The 17,310-nt window shown below is 55.7% G+C and carries 16 protein-coding genes; 8 read left to right on the forward strand and 8 right to left on the reverse strand.

Annotated features, from left to right (window positions below; all coding sequences use genetic code 11):
• From VQ830_RS04700 to VQ830_RS04710, 3 genes are all read right to left on the reverse strand, one after another.
• Window positions 1-1,317 carry a replication-associated recombination protein A gene (locus VQ830_RS04700; RefSeq protein ID WP_337266912.1) on the reverse strand — a complete coding sequence of 439 codons (1,317 nt, stop codon included), beginning with the start codon at window positions 1,315-1,317 and terminating at the stop codon, window positions 1-3.
• Complete coding sequence (locus tag VQ830_RS04705; protein ID WP_337266913.1) at window positions 1,314-2,714, reverse strand: DegQ family serine endoprotease; 1,401 nt, start codon at window positions 2,712-2,714, stop codon at window positions 1,314-1,316. Before VQ830_RS04705 ends, VQ830_RS04700 begins: the two co-directional genes overlap by 4 nt.
• 278 nt (window positions 2,715-2,992) lie before the next feature.
• Window positions 2,993-4,222: an extensin-like domain-containing protein gene (locus VQ830_RS04710; RefSeq protein ID WP_337266914.1), complete on the reverse strand. Its 1,230-nt coding sequence runs from the start codon at window positions 4,220-4,222 to the stop codon at window positions 2,993-2,995.
• 227 nt (window positions 4,223-4,449) lie between these two features.
• Between VQ830_RS04710 and VQ830_RS04715 the strand changes: the two genes are divergently transcribed.
• From VQ830_RS04715 to VQ830_RS04745, 7 genes are all read left to right on the forward strand, one after another.
• Window positions 4,450-4,839 carry an acyl-CoA thioesterase gene (locus VQ830_RS04715; protein ID WP_337266915.1) on the forward strand — a complete coding sequence of 130 codons (390 nt, stop codon included), beginning with the start codon at window positions 4,450-4,452 and terminating at the stop codon, window positions 4,837-4,839.
• A 559-nt stretch (window positions 4,840-5,398) separates the two neighbouring features.
• The gene (gene uvrB, locus VQ830_RS04720) at window positions 5,399-8,323 is read left to right on the forward strand and encodes an excinuclease ABC subunit UvrB (protein ID WP_337266916.1); all 2,925 of its coding nucleotides are present in this window, start codon (window positions 5,399-5,401) and stop codon (window positions 8,321-8,323) included.
• 485 nt (window positions 8,324-8,808) lie between these two features.
• The gene (locus VQ830_RS04725) at window positions 8,809-9,021 is read left to right on the forward strand and encodes a cold-shock protein (RefSeq protein WP_337266917.1); all 213 of its coding nucleotides are present in this window, start codon (window positions 8,809-8,811) and stop codon (window positions 9,019-9,021) included.
• Window positions 9,022-9,627: 606 nt separating this feature from the next.
• Entirely contained in the window at window positions 9,628-9,876 is a 249-nt protein-coding gene (locus tag VQ830_RS04730; RefSeq protein WP_337266918.1) for a hypothetical protein, read from the forward strand.
• A 160-nt stretch (window positions 9,877-10,036) separates the two neighbouring features.
• Window positions 10,037-11,035: a tRNA dihydrouridine(20/20a) synthase DusA gene (gene dusA / locus VQ830_RS04735; protein ID WP_337266919.1), complete on the forward strand. Its 999-nt coding sequence runs from the start codon at window positions 10,037-10,039 to the stop codon at window positions 11,033-11,035.
• A 120-nt stretch (window positions 11,036-11,155) separates the two neighbouring features.
• A complete protein-coding gene (locus tag VQ830_RS04740) occupies window positions 11,156-11,851 on the forward strand; it encodes a fumarylacetoacetate hydrolase family protein (RefSeq protein ID WP_337266920.1) in 696 nt (231 codons plus the stop codon).
• Between the two features lie 20 nt (window positions 11,852-11,871).
• Window positions 11,872-12,405: a gamma carbonic anhydrase family protein gene (locus tag VQ830_RS04745; protein ID WP_337266921.1), complete on the forward strand. Its 534-nt coding sequence runs from the start codon at window positions 11,872-11,874 to the stop codon at window positions 12,403-12,405.
• A 48-nt stretch (window positions 12,406-12,453) separates the two neighbouring features.
• On the opposite strand, the gene VQ830_RS04750 is transcribed toward VQ830_RS04745, so the two are convergent.
• From VQ830_RS04750 to VQ830_RS04760, 3 genes are read right to left on the reverse strand one after another with little or no spacing between them, the layout of a single operon-like run.
• Window positions 12,454-12,852 carry a Fur family transcriptional regulator gene (locus VQ830_RS04750; RefSeq protein WP_337266922.1) on the reverse strand — a complete coding sequence of 133 codons (399 nt, stop codon included), beginning with the start codon at window positions 12,850-12,852 and terminating at the stop codon, window positions 12,454-12,456.
• Window positions 12,849-13,670, reverse strand: coding sequence for a zinc ABC transporter permease subunit ZnuB (gene znuB, locus VQ830_RS04755; RefSeq protein ID WP_337266923.1), 822 nt, complete (start codon window positions 13,668-13,670; stop codon window positions 12,849-12,851). The genes VQ830_RS04750 and znuB overlap by 4 nt, the downstream gene beginning before the upstream one ends.
• Window positions 13,663-14,538, reverse strand: a complete 876-nt coding sequence (locus tag VQ830_RS04760) for an ATP-binding cassette domain-containing protein (protein ID WP_438617253.1) — start codon at window positions 14,536-14,538, stop codon at window positions 13,663-13,665. Before VQ830_RS04760 ends, znuB begins: the two co-directional genes overlap by 8 nt.
• A gap of 98 nt (window positions 14,539-14,636) precedes the next feature.
• Between VQ830_RS04760 and VQ830_RS04765 the strand changes: the two genes are divergently transcribed.
• Window positions 14,637-15,584 carry a zinc ABC transporter substrate-binding protein gene (locus VQ830_RS04765; RefSeq protein WP_337266924.1) on the forward strand — a complete coding sequence of 316 codons (948 nt, stop codon included), beginning with the start codon at window positions 14,637-14,639 and terminating at the stop codon, window positions 15,582-15,584.
• A 194-nt stretch (window positions 15,585-15,778) separates the two neighbouring features.
• Here VQ830_RS04765 and VQ830_RS04770 read toward each other — a convergent pair whose 3' ends face one another.
• Window positions 15,779-16,093 carry an RcnB family protein gene (locus tag VQ830_RS04770; protein ID WP_337266925.1) on the reverse strand — a complete coding sequence of 105 codons (315 nt, stop codon included), beginning with the start codon at window positions 16,091-16,093 and terminating at the stop codon, window positions 15,779-15,781.
• Window positions 16,094-16,239: 146 nt separating this feature from the next.
• Complete coding sequence (gene mgrA, locus VQ830_RS04775; protein WP_337266926.1) at window positions 16,240-17,271, reverse strand: L-glyceraldehyde 3-phosphate reductase; 1,032 nt, start codon at window positions 17,269-17,271, stop codon at window positions 16,240-16,242.
• Window positions 17,272-17,310: the final 39 nt, after the last annotated feature.

Below are 17,310 nucleotides of genomic sequence, written 5' to 3' on the forward strand. Positions count from 1 at the left end.
TCAGATTTGCTGGCGCTCTTTGCGCAGTTTTTCCCACCAGTCCAGACGCTTGCGGATATCGCGTTCGAACCCGCGTTCGGGTGGGTCGTAAAATGTCTTTCGGCCCATCTTCTCGGGAAAATAATCCTGTCCGGAGAAGGCGTCCGGCTCATCATGATCGTAGCGATAACCTTCGCTATACCCCTCACCCTTCATGAGTTTCGTCGGTGCATTGAGAATATGCTTCGGGGGCAGGAGCGAACCGTATTCCTTGGCAGCGCGCATCGCCGACTTGAAGGCGACGTATGCCGCGTTCGACTTCGGAGCCGTCGCGAGATAAACGCAGGCCTCGGCCAGAGCGAGTTCGCCTTCAGGTGAACCGAGGTAATCATAGGCGTCCTTGGCAGCATTGCAGATAACAAGCGCCTGCGGGTCGGCAAGGCCGATATCCTCCACAGCCATCCTCACAAGCCTGCGTCCTATGTAGAGCGGGTCTTCACCAGCATCGAACATCCGGCAAAGGTAGTACAAAGCCGCATCCGGATCAGAACCGCGTACCGATTTATGCAGCGCCGATATCAGATTATAATGACCATCTTGCGCCTTATCGTAGACTGGAGCGCGGCGCTGGACGATCTGCGCCAGCGCCTGACTGTCGAAAACCTCATCGGCGCGCGCCGCTCTCCACACCTCTTCGGCAAGCGTCAGTACCGCTCGACCGTCTCCATCGGCCATTCGCAGGAGGCTGCCTCTCGCCTCGTCAGTCAAGGGCAGAGGCTTTTGCTCCACCGTCTCGGCGCGCTTCAACAATTCTGCCAAGCTCTCTTCGTCGTGAGGCTTGAACGTCAGAACGCGGGCGCGCGAAAGCAAAGCGGCATTGAGCTCGAAGCTTGGATTTTCGGTGGTCGCGCCGACCAGAATGACCGTCCCGTCCTCCATCACGGGCAGAAAGCCGTCCTGCTGGGCACGGTTGAACCGGTGAATTTCATCCACGAAGAGAAGAGTCTGCCGTCCGTCGATACGTCGCAAGCGCGCAGCCTCAAAAACCTTCTTGAGGTCGGCGACGCCGGAAAAAATCGCAGAGATCTGTTCGAAGGCGAGGCCGGCCTCGCCCGACAGAAGACGCGCCACCGTCGTCTTGCCGGTGCCTGGAGGTCCCCAGAATATCATGGAGCCCAGAGAACCGGAGGCAATCATCCGGCGAAGGACGCCGTCTTCACCGGTTAGATGCGCTTGTCCTGTGACCTCACCTAAAGTTTTCGGACGAAGCCGATCGGCAAGGGGTCGCCGGTTGGCGACCTCTTCGGGAATGCGAGGTGCGAAAAGATCATCGCTCATCGGAAGAACTGACGAAGACGCTGACCATCGCGATCGACCTCGACACGCCACAGACCCGCGCCCTGCCCCGCAAGCGTTTCAAGCTGCCGCGTATCTTTGATTTCGCTGCCATTGACGGAAATAATGATGTCACGCGGTTGGAAACCGAGCCGAGCCGCCGGTGAGCCATCTGCCAGATCAGCAACGACAACACCTGTTGAATCGCTCGACATCCGCAACTCATCAGCAACACGTGGCGAAAGGTTCTCTACAACGGCGCCGGTGAAGGGCGATGCGCCGCCGATGGTGCGCCGATCGCGAGGCTGCGTTTCGGGAGCGCGGTCCAGCTGCATCGGCACCTCGCGGGGCTTGCCGCCCTCAAGCACATTAAGCTTGACCGTCTTGCCAAGGCCCGCCGTCGTCAATCGGTAGAGCAGCGCATCGGGATGTTCAACCTCCACACCATCGACCGCCGTAATGACCTGCCCGGCCTTCAATCCGGCTTTCGCTGCCGGGCTGTCTGGCGTGACCTTGACGATCAAGGCGCCACGAACTTTGTTAAGTCCCAGCGCCTCCGCCACATCGGACGTCACAGCATCGAAGGTGGCACCAACATAGGGACGTTCAAAGCTTTTTGCGCCTGAATCGGCCGAGGCCAGGAAGACTTTGACGAGATTCGCCGGAATGGCGAAGCCAATCCCGTTGGAACCGCCGCCACGCGAAAAGATCGCCGTATTGATGCCGATCAGTTCGCCCTTCATGTTCATGAGGGCGCCCCCAGAATTGCCGGGATTGATCGAAGCATCGGTCTGAATGAAGAAGCCAAACTCGTTCTTGACGACCTGATTGCGTGCAAGGGCTGAGACGATACCGCTCGTGACCGTTTGGCCAACACCGAATGGATTACCGATTGCAAGAACGAGATCACCGACCTCGACATTGTCTGAATTTCCGATCGGCAGTGTCGGGAAATCGCCCTTGCCATTGATTTTCAGCACGGCGAGATCGAGCCGATCGTCTTTGAGCACGACCTTACAGGGAAATTCGCGGCCGTCGGCCAGCGCGATCTTGATGTCGTCGGCACCTTCGATCACGTGATTATTGGTGACGACCGTGCCATTGGCTTCGATGATAACGCCTGATCCCAGCGAGGATTGCTTCTCCGTGCGGTTCGGCATTTGCTGACCGAAGAATTGCTCGAAGAATGGATCACCCGCAAAGGGAGATTGGCGGCGAATTGTCTTTTCCGCATAGACATTGACCACCGCACCTGCAGTGCGTTTGACGAGAGGTGCGAAGGAAAGCTGCATCTCCGTCTGGCTTTGAGGCACGCTCTTTTCCTGTGCGGATGCGGCAAGAGGCGTCAGCGGAACTGACAGGGCCAATAGCAGTGCGGTGTGCTTCAGAAATGCATGCATGAGAAAACCTTCTAAATTCGCATATGCCTTCGTTTTAGCGCCGGATTTTGGAAAGGAAAGAGGCGAAACAATGGGCAACGGTGAACCAAAAGGCTGGAAGGGAGATCCTAGCCCGCGATGATGCTGTGGGAAAACTAAACACGCGCCGATCGGTACGATGCCTTCACCCGTTGATGTGAAGGTCGCCGTAACGCATCGTTCTGATATCTATGCACTGAAATGGAACGGAGAGCGACCGGCAGCACTCTTACTGCCAGTCAATGCCCCTAGGCAGCGTGTCAGTCGCAGTAAATCTTGCCACTGGCGCGATCGCGCAGATCAAAGTGGAAATGGTTCCAGTGTTCCGGGTTGCTGCCTGGGCCAAGCACTGTGTTGAAGTATTGGCAACTATCGCTACGAACGGCTTTCAGCAGCCCGCGCTCGCGAAACGCGAAAAAGCCCTTCTTGCGAATATCAATCTCATGGCCGTTCTTCAAAACAATCGCACCGACATCGATTGCGTTGCCCTTCGCGTGTTCTGACATCGGGTTATAGCGCTGGCGACTATTGTTCATCCGTCTGCATGAATAGCCGCCCATTGGCTCGATCCGGCCAATGCCCGACCAGTAACGGGTGCGGGCGGCCGGGGCGAGATCATTCTTGACCCATTTCGCGAAAGCTAGCGTGACTTGGCAGTTCAGTGTGACCGAGGGCTTCACGTCGATATTGCCGGAAAGCCCGCGCAGTGAAATTGGATAGGGGACCTGGCAGGCCGGGCCTTGGCTGATTGGCGGCTTATCAACAAAATCGACCCCCAGCCGCTTGAGCTCGCGGCGGCAGGCGATTTCAGAAGACGGCATGGCCTGAGGAATCAGAGGTGTCTGGGGAGCATCGATCAGTGGATTGGAAGGGCGCAACATCGCGACTTCCCGACTCGTGCCTTGCGGCGGCATACTGCTGATCTCGTCACCAGCTTGCGGCTCAGGCAGCCTTGATCGCTTCACAGCCACAGGTGTTTGGCTACCGATGCCGTCAACGACAGGCTCTTCCGTCCCGCTTTCGGCAATTTGCTGCTGCTCTTCCTCGGCAAGGCCCTTTACAGGCGCGACGCCCAGCTCGGCGTCCATATTGACGCCGCCAGAAGGAGCCGCCAGAGGTTGCGCCCCTCCCCATGTTGTCGATTGCCGGGCAAGACCCGTCGCCGCTCCCTGCGCACCAGCCATTGCTTCGTCGCTATCGATCTTTGGCAGACTGCGAGACGGCTGTTGGGAAGCGGTTGGATCAGTTCCCGCCAGATTGGGTGTATTCAGATAATCGTCGCTGGTCGTGACCACCGGCGTTGCAGGCGCAGCATAGCCGCGCTGCGTTTGCGTCTCAACCGCACGAGCGCGCGCTCTGGGAATGGAACTGACTTTTACACCATTGTCGATCCGCTCAGGCGGAACAAAACCGTCATAAGAACATGCGGTCAAAGCAAGCGAGAATAGAGCTGCCGACAAGCTCTTTCGCGTGAAGGATATAAACGCCATACTTTCATCGCTTCCGCTAAACGAGCCCCGTGACCGGAAAAACGCAGCTTCAAATTAATTAGAAAGGGTGAATGAAAGCTTACCGCCCCACGCATCCAGCATGAATTGTCACCTGTAAGGGACAAAACTGGCAATAGATGAGGTATGAAGCTGGTGATCGCGCTTTGTTCGCCTTGCTCGTCAGCAAAGAGCGAATTACCCAGAAGAGACGAAACTGGGGAACCACAATGAGCGAAGACAACATAAAACCGAATGGCGAATTGACGCTGCGCACGCTCGCGATGCCTGCAGATGCAAATCCAGCGGGAGACATCTTCGGTGGCTGGGTAATGGCGCAGATGGATTTGGCAGCAGGTATCCGCGCCGCCGAAAGAGCCCATGCCAGGGTCGTAACAGCTGCTGTGAAGGAAATGGCGTTCGAATTGCCAGTTAAAATCGGAGATACGCTGTCGATTTATACGGAGATTACGCGCGTCGGCCGTACGTCAATCACGCTGTCCGTCGATGTGTGGGCACATCGGTCGCGATATGCAAAGCTGGAAAAGGTGACGGCTGGCACGTTCATTATGGTTGCACTGGATGAAGACGGCAAACCTAAGCCAATCGACAATCACTGACATCGGCACCGGGTGCGCGCATCAGCGATAGGACGTGAAAACTCGGCCTGAACATGAAAGCAGCGGGACGCAATACCTGACCCGCGCAGGGCTTACTTAACGGTAGAGTGATTAACAAAAAGCTATCGCGAGACTTTTTCTGGAGGCAGCAAGAAAAATAAAAGGACGCGCCAAGCGTGCATCATCTTGATGACCTAAAACGGAGTCCGTTCCCGCGTCGAGTATGTCGCAGTTTGGAAACAATGCGAACGTCGCCAGATGAAACCGATCGCTGTTTCGTAAAATGACAGTATCGACGCGATGACTGGAGCAGGGGTTGGCAATTGCGGCAGGTGAAGAGAAATGAACCAACGTCGCTGCCGACCCGTTCAGAGCCTCTGATGGCGTAAGATCATAATGGGAAGCGGGCTGCTTGTCACCCTAGGCCACCTGACCGGCAACATGGGCATGCAGAGACTCTTCTTGAGGAGCGAGATCGCGAAGATAAGAACGCGATTTGTTTCCGCTTTGTACTCCCATGCCTCTTTCCTTCGTCCACAAGAATGCCCATATTGACGGCATGGCAAAATCTCCCAAGAAATCCGCCCCCTCGACCGGTTTCGAGGAAGCCCCGCAATCGAGTTTTGAAGGCGCGCCTCTACATGGCAGCGTCGCCGACTGGGTAAAGCAGCTTGAAGCGGAGGCAGAAGCTTCCTCCATTGAGAGCCAGCGGGATATAGCGTCGAAAGCGGGCAAGCATCGGCGCAAGGTCGAGAATGAAGCGCGGCGGCAGGCAGAGCAACCGGCCGCTAAGGGCGATAGCCGCACCGCAAAGAACACCACGGCATCCAAGACATCTAGAGGCGTTTCGATCGGCGGATCGTCAGATCCGAAGACGCGTGCCGCCGCTGGGCTCAACCCCGTCTCTGGCCTCGATGTCTCCCTGGAGGATGCGGGCACTCTAGCAGCAGGCAGCGTGACCGCAACGGTCGAAGCCCTGGGCAAGCTGATTGAGAGCGGCAACCCGCTGCATAAGAACGGCAAGATCTGGACACCGCACCGCCCTGCCCGTCCCGCGAAGTCGGAAGGCGGCATCCGCATTGAGATGGTAACCGATTACAGCCCCTCAGGCGACCAGCCAACTGCCATTCGGGATTTGGCCGAGGGATTGGAAAGCGGCGAACGCAGCCAGGTCCTGCTCGGCGTCACTGGTTCGGGTAAGACCTTTACCATGGCCAAGGTCATCGAGGAGACTCAGCGCCCTGCCCTCATCTTGGCACCCAACAAGACGCTCGCGGCCCAACTCTATTCGGAGTTTAAAAACTTTTTCCCGAACAACGCAGTCGAATATTTTGTGTCCTACTACGATTACTATCAGCCGGAGGCTTATGTCCCGCGCTCGGACACCTACATCGAGAAGGAATCGTCGATCAACGAGCAGATCGACCGTATGCGGCACTCCGCGACCCGATCCTTGCTCGAACGAGACGACTGCATCATTGTCGCATCCGTATCCTGCATTTACGGTATCGGCTCCGTCGAAACCTATACGGCGATGACCTTCCAAATGCAGGTCGGCGACCGGCTCGACCAACGTCAGCTTCTCGCCGATCTTGTGGCGCAGCAGTACAAGCGGCAGGACATCAATTTTGTGCGTGGCTCATTCCGCGTTCGCGGTGATACGATTGAGATCTTTCCCGCCCACTTGGAAGACGCGGCTTGGCGGATTTCAATGTTTGGCGACGAGATCGACGCAATCACCGAGTTTGACCCTCTGACGGGTCAAAAGACGGGCGACCTGAAATCCGTTAAGATCTATGCGAACTCGCACTATGTAACGCCCCGACCAACATTGAACGGCGCGATCAAGGCGATCAAGGAAGAGCTGAAACATCGGCTGGTCGAACTGGAGAAGGCGGGCCGGCTTCTTGAAGCGCAGCGTCTGGAACAGCGCACGCGGTATGACATCGAGATGCTGGAGGCAACCGGCTCATGCGCGGGGATTGAAAACTATTCCCGCTATTTGACCGGTCGCGCGCCAGGCGAACCGCCACCGACACTTTTCGAATATGTGCCCGACAATGCCATCATTTTTATAGACGAAAGTCACGTCACCATTCCGCAAATTGGTGCCATGTACCGCGGCGACTTCCGTCGCAAGGCAACGCTAGCCGAATATGGATTCAGACTGCCCTCCTGCATGGATAACCGTCCGCTTCGATTTGAGGAATGGGATGCGATGCGGCCTCTCACAGTCGCCGTTTCGGCAACGCCTGGCGGATGGGAGTTGGACCAGTCCGGCGGTGTCTTTGCCGAACAGGTCATTCGTCCCACCGGCCTGATCGATCCCCCGGTCGAAGTGAGACCGGCGAAGAGCCAGGTCGACGACGTTTTGGGAGAAATTCGCGAGACCGCTGCCAAGGGCTATCGTACGCTCTGCACCGTCCTCACGAAGCGCATGGCGGAGGATCTGACCGAATATCTGCATGAACAGGGCGTGCGCGTGCGCTATATGCACTCGGATATCGACACGCTCGAACGCATTGAGATCATTCGCGACTTACGACTCGGCGCCTTTGACGTGCTCGTCGGCATCAACCTGCTGCGCGAGGGTCTCGACATTCCTGAATGTGGCTTCGTCGCTATTCTGGATGCTGATAAGGAAGGCTTCCTCCGCTCAGAAACATCGCTTATCCAGACCATCGGACGCGCTGCGCGTAACGTCGATGGGAAGGTCATTCTTTATGCAGACACCATCACTGGATCGATGCAAAGAGCAATGGACGAGACCAGCCGTCGCCGCGAAAAGCAGATGGCATACAACGCCGAACACGGAATTACACCGGAATCCGTGAAGGCGCGTATCTCGGATATTCTCGACTCCGTGTACGAGCGCGATCACGTCCGTGCCGACATCTCCGGCGCATCCGGAAAGGGCTTCGCCGAAGGCGGACATCTCGTCGGCAACAATCTGCAGTCTCACCTCAACGCGCTCGAAAAACAGATGCGCGATGCTGCCGCGGATCTCGATTTCGAGAAGGCAGCGCGCTTGCGAGACGAGATCAAGCGACTGAAGGCGGCAGAGCTTGCAACAATGGACGACCCGATCGCCAAGGAAGAAGCTCGAAGCGTCGAAGGAAAAGGCGCATCTTCAAAGGCTCCAAAATTCGTTGAAACGGCGCAGGCAAGTTATTTTGCGAAACCTGGCCTCGACGACATGGGGTCTGGCACTGATACGGCAACTCCGCTGTTTCGCAAGAATTCGCTTGACGAAATGACGGTCGGACGGACGGAGAAGCCGGTAACTGGGAAAATGCCAGATAGGCCGGATGAATCACGATCGAGCAAGAAGCGTTTTTCTCCGTTGTTGGAGGGCATGCCGGAACAGGGTAAGGACGTGCGGCCGCTCGTACGCGGCAAGACAGGCGTAGGTTCCTATGAGGATCCAGGCGAAAGCCGCCGTAAAGGTCGAACAAAGGGAAAAACGGGACGACCTGGACGTTGAGGTAACCTCAACGTCAAGCCCTGTGTTGGAAAGCAAAAGTCTGGCGCCCCCAGACTGTGCGATTGTTGGCAAAAAATATGAGCCTGAAGACAATCGCCGGCGTCGCTTTTTACGGCAAATTGACGGCCAGGAAATAAGTCAATCGGTAGCCCATCAACGTATGCAGCGCAGAGGCCTCATTCGGACCTAACACCCCTTACCTGAAGAGCTTTTTCATTCCGCGCCACAGAATGACGCTTGCCTTTTTCGTTGTTTACTGGCACCACTCACGTCGCTCGGGCATTTACATGCCGGTGACTGGACTGATGTGGTAGTGCCTCCTTCGGGTTTCCAAAAGAGGCGGTTGGTGCTTGCGCCTTCCTAGACGTTCTTTCTCCGACCGTGCTTAACGACTGAGCTCGTCGTGCCAATGCACGAAAGCAAAGCCGTCCGTTCCCTTGGAGGGGCGCGGATAACACTTGAACAAGGGAAAAGGACTTCTCCCCATGGCCATGAAGGGCACCGTAAAATTCTTCAACCAGGATAAGGGCTTCGGCTTTATCACGCCAGATGGCGGCGCGAAGGACGTTTTCGTTCACGTTTCCGCGTTGCAGGCTTCCGGGCTTCAGTCTCTGCGTGAAGGTCAGCAAGTTACTTTTGACACCGAGCCGGATCGCATGGGCAAGGGTCCGAAGGCTGTCAACATTTCGGAAGCTTAAGTCGTCGCTTTGCAGCGCGCTTCGCGATCTGTAGAGCCTGACGAACAGCTACTGGCGAGTTGCGCCGCATAAAGGCGCTTATGCCAAAGATTGCTGGACTGATCTTTCCTACAGCCTGCAATATCAGGCTTAAAGAAGATCATCAAAGACGGTGTATCGCGCAATCGACCGCGCTACGCCACAGGAGCAACGGATGACGAACCCGTTGCTTCGATGATTGGCTTCTCAGACCACGCTGAACTGGTCGTGAGCTTAGTGACATGGCGAGGTTTGAACATCATGCCTCGAAAAATACAGTAGTATGTATTTTAGCGATTTCAATCAGTCGATATTTTCAGCTGCGCAATGGTGGCTCTCGAGGCTGAGCGCCAGCTTCCTCTGCATGACGTGGAGAGACGCTAATCCATGACAAGATGGTTGCCATGTCCGGTCAGATTCCCGCGCCGCTTTGCATTATAGAGGAAGCCGCGATGAAAATGAGAGAGTTCAGATCGGTCCTGAAAAACGTTGCAAAAATCATCATCGACGACCGAGAGTTTTTCGGCAAGAGCGTAACAAATCTCAAATAGCAAAGTCACGATAGATGGCGTCGAGCAGTCGGACAGCTTGACGGGACCGGTGAGTGTGAGCGTCTATGGCGATGTGGATCGTATTGATGGTACCGTCGCCGAAATCAACGTAAGCGGTTCATGCGGCAGCGTTATAACAATGAGCGGGGACGTCCATTGCAGGGATGTCCTTGGTGACGTGGGAACGATGTCCGGCGACGTGACGTGCGAGAAGATTGGCGGCTCCGTCACAAGCGTGTCTGGCGACATCCAAGTCGGGGAGACAGCAAGGCGGGATCGCTCTTAACAAGCTAGGTGACCACTTCCCGCTGCTTTCCTGGACACCTCTTCTATGTTTTGCTATACGATCGCCCAAATCTCGCCACTCCGCTCACGATGAGAATTTGCGGCATAGCTGCCGTCAACTGGCGTCGGCGCAACTATCATCAATATGAAATGGCGCTTGAGTGACCAATTCTGCAAAAGTTTTCGCCGTAGCGCCCATGATCGACTGGACCGATCGGCACTGTCGCTATTTTCACCGTCGCCTGAGCCGGAATGCGCTGCTCTACACGGAAATGGTGGTCGCCGACGCTATCATCCATGGCCCACGGGAGCGCCTCCTATCCTTTGACAGCAGCGAGCATCCGGTCGCGCTTCAACTCGGTGGGTCAGATCCCGCCAAACTGGCAAAGGCTATCGCCTTCGCCGAACCCTATGGCTACGACGAAATCAACCTCAATGTGGGATGCCCATCCGATAGGGTTCAATCCGGCACGTTCGGTGCATGCCTGATGCTGACGCCTGATGTGGTCGCTCTTTGCGTGGAGGCTATGAAGAAGGTAGCCACCGTCCCTGTCACCGTTAAATGTCGTATTGGTGTCGATGAGCAGGATCCCGAGCGCGCCCTGCCTGCCTTGATCAATCAAGTCGTCGACGCAGGAGCAGATGCGATCTGGATCCATGCCCGCAAGGCTTGGCTCAAGGGTCTGTCACCAAAAGAAAATCGCGAGATCCCGCCGCTCGATTACGACATCGTTTACCGTATGAAAGCCCAGCGTCCCGATCTCTTCATTGGCATTAATGGCGGTGTCGCCACACTCGATGAAGCGGAACATCATCTCAAACATGTCGATGGGGTCATGCTTGGCCGGGCTGCCTATCAGACACCAGCACTCCTGTCTGACGTCGATCACCGCTTTTATGGCGCTTCACCTTTTCAAGGCGATTGGATGGTCCTGCGTGACGCGATGATGGACTATGCACGGCGCCATATTGAAAGCGGGGGGCGTTTGCAGCATGTGGCCCGCCATATGGTCGGCTTGTTTTCGGGCCTTCCTGGGGCGCGGCGCTATCGGCAAATTCTATCAACGGATGCCGCTCGCGACGGGGCCGGCCCAGAGGTCTTGGCAGCCGCGTTCGCCGCTGTGGACCTGACCGAAGCCGAGAGAGCGGAGATCGCCTGAGGTTCTGAGCTCGAAACAGCAAGAACAGAAAAAGACGGTAGGGTGCTCATTGAGGCTTCATCCGACCCGACTTTGCCCTTAAGTTTGCTTAGCTAACACCAATCATGGAAGTGCAGTCGCATGTCGAACTCTCCCGAGACAGTCATCCCTCTTCCCCAGCCTGTGCTTTTGCCCGTTGACGGCAATGCCGCATTGTTTCCCGTCCGGCGGGTCTACTGTGTCGGACGCAACTATGCGGATCACGCGATTGAAATGGGGCATGATCCAAATCGCGAACCACCATTCTTTTTTCAAAAGAACCCACAGAACCTTCTTGTTAACGAGGACTTTCCATATCCGCCGCATTCCAACGACGTGCATTTTGAGGTCGAATGTATTGTCGCACTGAAAGGCGGGGGCAAGGACATCTCTCTCGATGCCGCGCAAGCACTCATCTATGGCTATGGAGTCGGAATTGACTTCACCCGTCGTGATCTCCAGGCACAATTGAAGAAACAGGGCCGCTCATGGGAGGCAGCCAAGGCCTTCGAACATTCCGCGCCTGTGTCTGCCATCGTTCCTGCGGAGCGGATTGGTCATCCATCCAGTGGGCGGATCTATCTCGACCGCAACGGCACGCGCGCGCAGGATGGGGACCTTTCTCAGATGATCTGGAACGTCCCGGAAATCATCGCAGAATTATCAAAGCTTTTCGAACTTGCCGCCGGTGACATCATCATGACGGGAACGCCTGCAGGGGTCGGCGCCGTTGTATCTGGCGATCGGATCGATTGCGGTATTGAAGGGATCGCCACTCTTTCGTTAAAAGTCGCATAAGGCATGGCAAGGAGGATCGCATGGCGATCTATGCGCTTGATGGCGTCATGCCAATGCTCCCCTCACCCGAGCGCTTCTGGATCGCGCCGGACGCTCATGTCATTGGCAGCGTAATCGTTGCGGAAGATGTTGGTATCTGGTTCGGCGCGGTCGCACGCGGTGACAATGAGGCGATCGCGATCGGAGCGGGAACAAATATTCAGGAAGGTGTGATGCTTCACACCGACCCCGGATTTCCTCTCACGATTGGAGCCGGCTGCACCGTCGGCCACCACGCCATTCTTCACGGCTGCACGATCGGTGAAGGCTCTTTGATCGGCATGGGCGCGACGGTTTTGAATGGAGCCCGAATCGGCCGAAGCTGCTTGGTCGGCGCGAATGCCCTGATCACCGAAGGCAAGGAGTACCCCGATCGGAGCCTCATCGTCGGTGCGCCTGCGAGGGCGATCCGGCAGTTGGACGACAACGCAATTGCCTTATTAAAGCTCTCAGCAGAAAAATACGTCGCAAACTGGAAGCGTTTTTCCAAAAACCTTGAGCGGCTGGACGGATAGCATATCTCCGCAGAAAACGCGGTCACCAGACATGTTCTGGCGCTAACGTCACGATTGGCAGTTCTCACAAAGACCGCGAATTTCGATAGTCGTTTTTTCGGCCTTGAAGCCGCGCGACTTTGCCCAGTCAGCCAGCTTGTGGTCTACATCGTGATTATGAAATTCGATCACGTTCCCGCAGCTTTCGCATATAGCGAAGGCAACGGTACCGTGTCCGTGGCAATTCTCCTGGGGATGAGCGCAGGCAACGAACGAATTGATGCTCTCAAGCCTATGGACCACTCCATATTCGATCAGCTTATCCAGCGCTCGGTACACCTGCAGAGGCGCGCGGAAGCCCTGATCTCGAAGCCGATCTAGGATCGTGTAAGCGCTGAGGGGGCCTTCCGCTTTTTCGAGAACGTCAAAGACCATTGACTGGTTGCGGGTCAAGGATTGCAAGCTCATGATCGATTTCCTCCGATCACACCGCCACGTCGGCTATGCGGCTTCGGCAAAAGACTGATGATAAAAAAGACGAGAGACGCAACAACGATCGAAGGTCCCGAAGGGGTATCGTAGGTCAGCGATCCAAAAAGACCTGCGATGACGGCGACCGCTCCAATAAGAGAAGCCACCACCGCCATCGTCTCGGGTGTCGAGGCAAATCGACGGGCCGTCGCAGCCGGAATGATCAAGAGCGACGTAATTAGCATGATGCCGACGACCTTCATGGCGATCGCGATCACCAGCGCCATCAACAGCATGAAGAAGAAGCGCGCACGCTCTGGAGCCAGTCCCTCAGCCTCGGCAATCTCCGAGCTCACCGTACCGGCAAGAAGTGGCCGCCATAGCCAAGCTATACAGCCCACGACGACAACTCCGCCCCCCCAGATAAGCGCTATATCCGCTTTTGATACGGCAAGGATGTCGCCGAAGAGGAAACCGATCAAATCGACACGAACCCAGGTCATGAAGGCAACCATGACGAGGCCAATGGCGAGTGTCGAATGCGACAGGATGCCGAGAAGCGCATCGGCGGACAGACCTTGCCGACGCTGAAGCAAAAGCAGCAGAACCGATACAATGGCGGCAACGACGAAGACCGTGACCGTCAGGTTCAGCTCAAAGAGCAGTGAAAGCGCAACGCCCAACAAAGCCGAGTGGGAAATCGTATCGCCAAAATAAGCCATCCTTCGCCAGACGATGAAACATCCCAGCGGGCCGGTCGTCAAAGCAACACCAACCCCCGCGATGATGGCACGCAAGAAAAAGTCGTCAAACATGGCGTGACCTTTCGCCAGGCTCTACGTTCTCTTCATGGCCATGTCCATGATGATGATGATCATGGTGATTGCCGTCGGATGGATGGCAATTTGCTGTCAACGAGCCATCCGCATGCCGCACGCGCCCATCCGGCAGATGCGTATGATCATGCTCGTGACTGTAAACGGCAAGCGCACCGGCAGCGCGGCTGCCGAACAGCCGCACATATTCCTCACTGCGGCTGACAACTTGCGGCGTACCGCGGCAGCAAACATGGCCATTAAGGCAGATCACCGTATCCGTCTCCGCCATCACCACATGGAGATCGTGGGAAATCAACAGGATACCGCAGCCACTTTCATTGCGAATCTTACGGATGAGCTCGTAAAGCGCGATCTCTCCTGAAAAATCGACGCCTTGAGCAGGCTCGTCGAGGACAAGCAGATCCGGTTTTTGTGCTATCGCACGGGCCATCAAGACCCGCTGAAACTCCCCGCCTGACAGATGCCGCACCTCAGCCTCGATCATGTGCGCCACACCGACAGCTTCAAGCGCCGCCTCGATTTGAGCAGTCTTAAGCGGGCGTGTTAGCGTCATCAAGCGACGGACGGAAAGCGGTAATGTCCAATCGATGGCCAGCTTTTGTGGAACGTAACTCACAACGGATCGCTCAGCTCGCGAAACCCTGCCTTCGTCGGGGCGCAAGATACCCAACGCAACTTTTGCGCTTGTTGACTTCCCCGATCCGTTCGGACCGATCAAGGTAACGATCTCGCCGCGGGACACGCTAATGTCAACATGGCGGATCAGCCAGCGACCATCCCTCCACACGCCAACCCCGGAAAGGTTGACCAACAGATCCGCTTTCGATTGCCTAGGAGAATTCATTATTTATCCGAAGGTGATGTTGCTCACCGCTATCGCACACGTTATAGCATAACTCAATCTATGTAATAACATAACGCTATACTTTAAAGGACTTCCAGATGAAATCGGTCTTAATCCCGATGGCTTTCTCGGCATCCATGCTTGCCGGACATGCAACGGCCGCTGACACACCGGTTGTCGTGACGTCGATAAAGCCATTACATTCCTTGGTTGCATCCGTTATGCAGGGTGTCGGGACACCTGAACTCATCGTCGATGGCTCTGCCTCGCCACACACCTATGCCATGAAGCCTTCGAATGCGCGCGCGTTGCAAAACGCCAAAGTCGTCTTCTGGATGGGGCCTGGTCTCGAAACCTTCCTGACGAAGCCGCTTTCAGATCTTGGACCGGAGACAATTGTCGCTGAGCTTGATGAGGCGCCGAACCTTGTAAAGCTAAAATATCGCGCGGGTGGCCCCTTCGAAGCCGATAGTGATGAGGACCATGACAGCCATGGTTCCGAAGATCAGGATCACGCCCACGACCAGTTTGATACCCACCTTTGGCTTGATCCCATGAATGCAAAGGCGATGGTCGCTGAAATCACCACAGCCCTCTCAGCTGCAGATCCCAGGAACGCACTTGCATATCAAAACAATGCTGCCGCCTTGTCAGATCGCATCGACACGCTGGATCAGCAAATCAAGACGACCGTAGCTCCCGTGGCCAATAAACCCTTCATTGTTTTCCACGATGCCTATCAATATTTTGAGCATCGCTATGGCGTGAAGGTGGCAGGCTCAATCACCGTGAGCCCCGAAACCCTGCCAGGCGCTGAACGTCTTTCACAGATCCATACAAAAATCACCTCACTCGGCGCAACCTGCGTTTTCGCCGAACCGCAGTTCCAATCGCGGCTTATCGATACCGCCCTCGAAGGGACAGATGCAAAGGCAGGCGTTCTTGACCCAGAGGGGACATCTTTGCCCGCAGGCCCAGATCTTTACTTCACACTGATGCAAAATATAGCGCAGAACTTGAAAAGCTGCCTTTCGCAAGAGGGCTGAACGCCTGGACGCTCACAGGGTCGTGTGGTTACTCGAAGCGATCCTCCACAAATTGGGATTGGATCCCTTATCCAAAGCGATGAGAGGACGGCCGCCAATCTGACCGTCCTCTCTATACCTTTAACTCATTTCATCGATATCTCACCCGGAAAGACCCGATGCGCTCTTTGAAAATGGGATCTCAGATGTGCCCCTCAACGGGCGATAATGACCTGACTGATAAGACCGGACGTAATGCCGACAAGCAGGAAGCGGTTGTCGACGCGCACCCAGTGGTAGCCACGTGGCGGCGCCGCGAGACGATAACGACGATAGTCGTTCACGCTGCGGAAATACCGGCGTTCTTCGCGTGTCACGCGGTGACCGCGCTTCCACGAGTGCTTCTTGATGATAACCTTCTTTTCAACGACAGGGCCGCGCCGATGATCATAGGCTGCAGCTTGTCCGGCTGAAAGCAGCGGAGCCGCTAGGACGGTAGCCGAAAGAAGAAGAGCTGCGATTTTTTTCATGGATGTAACCTCCTGTTGATACGGTTAGCACCCTAACTTTCAGAACATGAATGAAAACTGAAATAAAAATTACTTTACTGTAACAATGGCATAGCCTTGAGACCTTAGCGGAGGCAGGCATGCCCTGCCCCTGTTAAGGTAAAGCGCTATTCCAACTCGGCCGACTTCGCCCATAGATTGACGTCAGCTTCGCGGGCGTAGCGATCAATCTCGGCCAATTCTTCGGAGGTGAAATTTGGAGCCTTGAGCGCATTGACGCAGTCGATGATCTGCTCGGCACGGCTGGCGCCAATCAACGCGGAGGTTACTCTGCCACCTCTCAAGACCCAAGCAATCGCCATCTGGGCCAAAGTCTGACCGCGACGCTCTGCGATGGCGTTAAGCTCGCGAATGTTATCGATGATTGAAGGACGGATGAAATCCTTCTTGAGAAAATGATCTTTTGCTGCGCGACTATCGTCTGGAATGCCGCCAAGATACTTGGTCGTCAGCATGCCTTGCGCGAGCGGGGAAAACACGATCGATCCCATGCCGACCTCATCAAGCGTATCGAGCAATCCATCCGTCTCGACCCAGCGGTTCAGCATCGAATAGCTTGGCTGATGAATGAGGCATGGGGTCCCAAGAGACTTCAGGATCGCGGCGGCTTCGCGTGTGCGCTGGGAATTGTAGGAAGAGATCCCGACATAAAGCGCCCTGCCCGATCGAACGATGTAATCGAGCGCTCCACATGTCTCTTCAAGCGGTGTGTCTGGATCGAATCGATGCGAATAAAAGATATCGACATAGTCCAGGCCCATCCGCTTCAGGCTCTGATCGCATGATGCAACGAGATACTTGCGACTGCCCCATTCGCCATAGGGGCCTTGCCACATGTTGTATCCAGCCTTCGACGAAATAATCAGTTCATCGCGCAAACCGGAGAATTCGGTCTTCAATATCTCGCCAAAAGCAATTTCGGCGGTACCAGGAGGCGGGCCATAATTGTTGGCGAGATCGAAATGTGTAATCCCGAGATCAAAGGCGGTGCGACACATCTCCACCTTGCGCATATGCGGCGTGTCGTCCCCGAAGTTATGCCATAAACCAAACGAAACGGCAGGCAATTTGAGGCCAGATCGGCCGACGCGGTTATAGGTCATCGTGTCGTAACGATTTTCAGCAGGTTTCCAAGACATATCGGGGTCTCCTCCGGAAAGCAGTTCGGCATCATTCGG

Origin of the sequence: Oryzifoliimicrobium ureilyticum (genome assembly GCF_037199735.1) — a bacterium.
GTDB classification, from domain to species: domain Bacteria; phylum Pseudomonadota; class Alphaproteobacteria; order Rhizobiales; family Rhizobiaceae; genus Rhizobium; species Rhizobium ureilyticus.

What these genes read in the sequence shown, in the direction of transcription:
- VQ830_RS04760 (WP_438617253.1), bottom strand. Translation starts at nt 14,538, where the DNA reads ATGAATTCTCCTAGGCAATCGAAAGCGGATCTGTTGGTCAACCTTTCC.
- VQ830_RS04705 (WP_337266913.1), bottom strand. Translation starts at nt 2,714, where the DNA reads ATGCATGCATTTCTGAAGCACACCGCACTGCTATTGGCCCTGTCAGTT.
- VQ830_RS04740 (WP_337266920.1), top strand. Translation starts at nt 11,156, where the DNA reads ATGTCGAACTCTCCCGAGACAGTCATCCCTCTTCCCCAGCCTGTGCTT.
- VQ830_RS04700 (WP_337266912.1), bottom strand. Translation starts at nt 1,317, where the DNA reads ATGAGCGATGATCTTTTCGCACCTCGCATTCCCGAAGAGGTCGCCAAC.
- uvrB (WP_337266916.1), top strand. Translation starts at nt 5,399, where the DNA reads ATGGCAAAATCTCCCAAGAAATCCGCCCCCTCGACCGGTTTCGAGGAA.
- VQ830_RS04765 (WP_337266924.1), top strand. Translation starts at nt 14,637, where the DNA reads ATGAAATCGGTCTTAATCCCGATGGCTTTCTCGGCATCCATGCTTGCC.
- VQ830_RS04710 (WP_337266914.1), bottom strand. Translation starts at nt 4,222, where the DNA reads ATGGCGTTTATATCCTTCACGCGAAAGAGCTTGTCGGCAGCTCTATTC.
- VQ830_RS04770 (WP_337266925.1), bottom strand. Translation starts at nt 16,093, where the DNA reads ATGAAAAAAATCGCAGCTCTTCTTCTTTCGGCTACCGTCCTAGCGGCT.
- VQ830_RS04715 (WP_337266915.1), top strand. Translation starts at nt 4,450, where the DNA reads ATGAGCGAAGACAACATAAAACCGAATGGCGAATTGACGCTGCGCACG.
- VQ830_RS04745 (WP_337266921.1), top strand. Translation starts at nt 11,872, where the DNA reads ATGGCGATCTATGCGCTTGATGGCGTCATGCCAATGCTCCCCTCACCC.
- mgrA (WP_337266926.1), bottom strand. Translation starts at nt 17,271, where the DNA reads ATGTCTTGGAAACCTGCTGAAAATCGTTACGACACGATGACCTATAAC.
- znuB (WP_337266923.1), bottom strand. Translation starts at nt 13,670, where the DNA reads ATGTTTGACGACTTTTTCTTGCGTGCCATCATCGCGGGGGTTGGTGTT.
- VQ830_RS04750 (WP_337266922.1), bottom strand. Translation starts at nt 12,852, where the DNA reads ATGAGCTTGCAATCCTTGACCCGCAACCAGTCAATGGTCTTTGACGTT.
- VQ830_RS04725 (WP_337266917.1), top strand. Translation starts at nt 8,809, where the DNA reads ATGGCCATGAAGGGCACCGTAAAATTCTTCAACCAGGATAAGGGCTTC.